The organism is Micromonospora sp. NPDC049903 (assembly GCF_044460945.1).
Classification (GTDB): domain Bacteria; phylum Actinomycetota; class Actinomycetes; order Mycobacteriales; family Micromonosporaceae; genus Micromonospora.
This window is the reverse complement of sequence record NZ_JBITKL010000056.1, coordinates 1-4,465: the sequence shown is the minus strand read 5'-3', so window position 1 is coordinate 4,465 and position 4,465 is coordinate 1. Positions and strand designations below refer to the sequence as shown.

At 71.1% G+C, this 4,465-nt stretch carries 5 protein-coding genes; 4 read left to right on the top strand and 1 reads right to left on the bottom strand.

Annotated features, from left to right (window positions below):
- The first annotated feature begins 92 nt into the window (after positions 1-92).
- Both dnaG and ACIBO1_RS32185 read left to right on the top strand, forming a co-directional pair.
- Entirely contained in the window at positions 93-1,952 is a 1,860-nt protein-coding gene (gene dnaG, locus ACIBO1_RS32190) for a DNA primase (RefSeq protein ID WP_396753065.1), read from the top strand.
- Between the two features lie 2 nt (positions 1,953-1,954).
- The gene (locus ACIBO1_RS32185; RefSeq protein WP_396753063.1) at positions 1,955-2,491 is read left to right on the top strand and encodes a hypothetical protein; all 537 of its coding nucleotides are present in this window, start codon (positions 1,955-1,957) and stop codon (positions 2,489-2,491) included.
- Positions 2,492-2,722: 231 nt separating this feature from the next.
- On the opposite strand, the gene ACIBO1_RS32180 is transcribed toward ACIBO1_RS32185, so the two are convergent.
- Complete coding sequence (locus ACIBO1_RS32180) at positions 2,723-2,959, bottom strand: flavin reductase (protein WP_396753062.1); 237 nt, start codon at positions 2,957-2,959, stop codon at positions 2,723-2,725.
- A gap of 472 nt (positions 2,960-3,431) precedes the next feature.
- On the opposite strand from ACIBO1_RS32180, the gene ACIBO1_RS32175 reads away from it, so the two are divergent.
- Positions 3,432-4,235 carry a Scr1 family TA system antitoxin-like transcriptional regulator gene (locus ACIBO1_RS32175; protein ID WP_396753060.1) on the top strand — a complete coding sequence of 268 codons (804 nt, stop codon included), beginning with the start codon at positions 3,432-3,434 and terminating at the stop codon, positions 4,233-4,235.
- Complete coding sequence (locus ACIBO1_RS32170) at positions 4,226-4,417, top strand: DUF397 domain-containing protein (RefSeq protein ID WP_396753058.1); 192 nt, start codon at positions 4,226-4,228, stop codon at positions 4,415-4,417. The genes ACIBO1_RS32175 and ACIBO1_RS32170 overlap by 10 nt, the downstream gene beginning before the upstream one ends.
- Positions 4,418-4,465: the final 48 nt, after the last annotated feature.

The window sequence follows — 4,465 nt, the reverse complement described above, 5'->3', positions numbered from 1 at the left end:
GGGACCCCTGCTATACCGCAGGCGTTAGTAGGGGGCCCTTCCTTACACCGTCGGTGGGGCAGGGCAGGATGTAGCCCGAGGAGGTGGCCGACATGGCGGGGCGGATCCGGGACGAGGACATCGCGCTGGTCCGCGAGCGTACGTCGATCGCCGAGGTCATCTCCGACACGGTGACGCTCCGGTCGGCCGGCGGCGGCAACCTCAAGGGGCTCTGCCCGTTCCACGACGAGAAGTCTCCCTCGTTCAACGTCTCACCCGCCCGTAACGTCTGGTACTGCTTCGGCTGCGGCGCGGGCGGCGACGCGATCAAGTTCCTGATGGACGCCGAGCACCTCAGCTTCGTCGAGTCGGTGGAGCGGCTCGCCGAACGGGCCGGCGTGCAACTGCGGTATATCGAGGACGACCGGTCCGCCCCGCGTGCCCGCCCGCAGCAGGGCCAGCGGCAGCGGCTCGTCGCCGCGCACGCCGCCGCCGTGGAGTTCTACACCGGGCAGCTCACCACCGCCGGGGCGCGTACCGCCCGCGAGTTCCTGGCCGAGCGGGGGTTCGACCGGGCCGCCGCCGAACGGTACGGCTGCGGCTTCGCTCCGGAGGGCTGGGACCCGCTCACCAAACACCTGCGTCAGCGCGGGTTCACCCACGACGAGCTGGTCACCGCCGGGCTGTCCCGACCGGCGCGCTCGGGCAGCCTGATCGACCGGTTCCGACGTCGGCTGCTCTGGCCGATCCGCGACCTGACCGGCGACGTGATCGGCTTCGGCGCCCGCAAGCTCTTCGAGGACGACGACGGCCCGAAGTACCTGAACACCCCCGAGACGCCGATCTACAAGAAGTCGCACGTGCTCTACGGCATCGACCAGGCCAAGCGGGAGATCGCCAAGCAGGGCCGAGTGGTGGTGGTCGAGGGGTACACCGACGTGATGGCCTGCCACCTGGCCGACGTGCCGACCGCCGTGGCGACCTGCGGCACCGCGTTCGGCGCCGACCACATCGGCGTACTGCGCCGGCTGCTGCTGGACACCGACGCGGTGGCCGGCGAGATCATCTTCACCTTCGACGGGGACGCCGCCGGGCAGAAGGCCGCGCTGCGGGCCTTCGAGGACGACCAGCGGTTCGTCGGGCGTACCTTCATCGCGGTCAGCCCGGACAACATGGACCCGTGCGAGCTGCGCCTGGCAAAGGGCGATCTGGCCGTACGCGACCTGGTGGCCCGCCGCGAGCCGCTCGTCGACTTCGCGCTGCGGCACATGCTCAACCGCTTCGACCTGGACACCGTGGACGGCCGGGTGGAGGCGATGCGCCGGGCGGCCCCGCTGGTGGCCAAGCTCAAGGACCAGGAAAAGCGTCCCGAGTACGTCCGCAAGCTCGCCGGTGACCTCGGCATGGAGATCGAGCCGGTGCAGCGCGCGGTGCTGGCCGCCGCCTCGGGACGTCCGGCGGACACGCCGACGCGTTCCGCCCGCCCCGAACCGGCGGTGGACAGTCCGCAGTCGATGGTCGAGCGGGAAGCCCTCAAGCTCGCTCTCCAGGAGCCGGCGTTGGCCGGGCCGATGTTCGATGCGGTCGAGGCGAACGACTACCGGCACCCGGTGCACGTGGTGGTCCGGGAGGCGGTGACGGAGGCCGGCGGTGCCGCCTCGGCGGCCGGTGGCGCGGTGTGGATCGAGTCGGTCCGGGACGCCTGCACCGACCTGGCGGCCCAGGCCCTCGTCGGTGAGCTGGCCGTGGAGCCGCTGCGGATCGACGGCGAGCCCGACCCGAGGTATGTCTCGATCACCATGGCCCGCCTCCAGTGGGGCTCGGTCACCGCCCGCATCCGGGACCTCAAGTCGCGGATCCAGCGGATCAACCCGGTCAACAACAAGGACGAGTACTTCGCCACCTTCGGCGAGTTGTTGTCGCTGGAGCAGCACGCCCGCGCGCTGCGCGAGCAGGCGGCAGGAGGGCTGTAGAAATGGGACTGTTCCGCCGCCGACGCAAGCTGCCGCAGGCCGACCGGCCACCACTGGAGCGCGACGAGCGGGTGCTGGCCTGGTCCGCCGCCGGCAACGGCGAGGGAGACGGCGTGGTGGTGGCCACCAACCTGGGGCTCTGGCTGCCCGGGCGCGGCCACCGGATCGGCTGGCACGACATCGTCAAGGCGGTCTGGTCCGGCCGGGAGCTGACCGTCACCCCCGGCGAGCAGGTCGCCGAGCGGGACGGGTACGTGGTCGTCGCCGACTGCCCGGCCGAGCGCTACCTGCTGCTCGATCCCGGTGAGCTGCCGCACCAGATCCGGGCCCGGGTCACCAAGTCGGTCGCGTACACCCAGCACCACGCTGTTCCCGGTGGCGCCGGTCGGATCGTCGGCCGGCGGGTGTCCGGCGTCGACGGCCTGACCTGGATGGTCCGCTACGACCCCGGCACCCCCACCGACGCCCCGGACGTACTCGCCGAGACCGACCACCTCGTCGCCGCCGCCCGCGCCGCCACCACCCCCACCGACCTCTGACCCGCCGCTCCCGGGTCCACCCGCCGCCCCGCCGCCCCGCCTTTGCTCCGGCGGCTGTCCTCGCCGTCCGTCGGGGCGGCCACTCGCGTCGATCATGGACTTGTGGCGAGGATAAAAGAGGGCAAAGCGCAATCTTTCGGGTGCCACAATTCCTTGATCGGCAGGGGCCGGGTGGTGCGAGGGCAGTGTGCGATCGGATGGCATGGGGTCGGCGGGGCGGTGTGGGGTGGGTCAGCGGGGGCGGGCCCAGGTGAGGAAGCGGGCGGCCAGGGCTTCCGGTGACGAACTGCCGGACAGGTCTGCGGCGGCGTCGTACATCATCGAGCCTAGGTAGATGAGCAGGCCGGTGCGGTTCTCCCGGTACTCGCCCAGCAACGCCAGCCGGGCCGGCGAGCACGGCCAACGGGCACCGCAGACCCGGCACCGCCAGGACGGTCGGGCCGCGACGTGGGGGCGGTAACGGGGCATCAACGCTCCCTGCTCCCGTGGGGTGACGACATCCACCGTCCGGCATTGGCCCGCCACCGTCCGGCGAGGGTGAGCCACCCCAGAGGTCCCGGCCCGTTGAGCGGAAGTATCTCCGTCGGGGCGCTCGCCCAGGCAGGCCGCACGGCAGGGGCATGCCCGGCCGTTGGCAGCGCGAGGGCGGCCGGCAGAGGGCTGGTGTGCGCTCCGTGCCGGGGGAGTGGGACGGGGACTGTCGGGTGCGGGCATCGCCAGAACCGGAATCGCATGGGGGCCTCCGTCGAGGTGAATGGGGCGCCGGCCGAGTCGGGTACGCCGACGCCCCGGCCTGGTTCCGCCCGCCGTCCGATCCCGTGAGCGGTCCCGCTGCGTGACAGTCTGGTGAGGACGCGACTACGGTGGGAGGCTTGGCGCGGTGACGACGAGCGAGTCCCGAGCCGTCCCCAGGCGGTACGACGATGTACGGAGGGTGTCCGTGGACCGCTCGTCCATGCTGGAGCATTTCGCGGAGGAGTTACGGCTGGTCAGAGCCGCCGCCGACATGTCGCAGACCGCGCTGGCCGAGGCGCTCAGCTACTCGGCGGCGCTGGTGGCGAAGGTGGAGACCTGCGAGCGGAAGCCGAGCCTGGACTTCGCCCGCCGCTGCGACGCCGTGTTCGGCACCGACGGACGCTTCGAGCGCATCCAACGCCGACTCAGCCGGGAGATCCTGGTGCCGTGGTTCCGGGACTGGCCCGGCATCGAGGCGGAGGCCACTGCGCTGCGCTGGTTCGAGCCGCTGTGTGTGCCGGGGTTGTTGCAGACCGAGGCGTATGCCCGCACGTTGCTTACCGGCGGTGGGCTGTTCGCGCCGCACGAGGTCGAGCAGCAGGTGACGACCCGGTTGGACCGGCAGACCGTGCTGACCCGCGAGCGTCCGCCGATGTTCACCGCCGTCGTCGACGAGTACGTGCTGCGTCGGCGGATCGGTGGACCGGAGGTGATGCGGGAGCAACTGTGCCACCTGGTGAAGCTCGGCGCGACCGTGCCCCGGCTCCGGATCCAGGTTGTTCCGCTCTCGGCCGGCGCCTATCCCGGGATCAACGGCCCATTCGTGATCGCCAGTCCGCCGCATGGGGAGGACGTCGTCTATCAGGAAGGACAGCTCCACGGGCAGGTGGTGGACCGTGCCGACTATCTGCGGCAGATGGTCGAGGTTTGGGAGTCGATCCGGGGTGAGGCACTATCGCAACAGCAGTCCCTCGATCTGATCGCGGAAGTGGCGGAGACATGGAATTGACTGACGCCCGGTGGCGCAAGAGCACTCGTAGCAACGGGCAGGGTGGTGCCTGCGTGGAGGTGGCCGACAACCTGTCGGGTGTGGTGGCCGTACGCGATTCCAAGGATCCGGCCGGGCCGGTGTTGGTCTTCGGTCCCGGCTCCTGGCGTGCGTTCGTCACCCAGCTCTCCGAGCGCCCGTAGCGGCCTCGGCACGTGGAGTCCGCGTCAATCTTGGACAGTTGCCGTCAG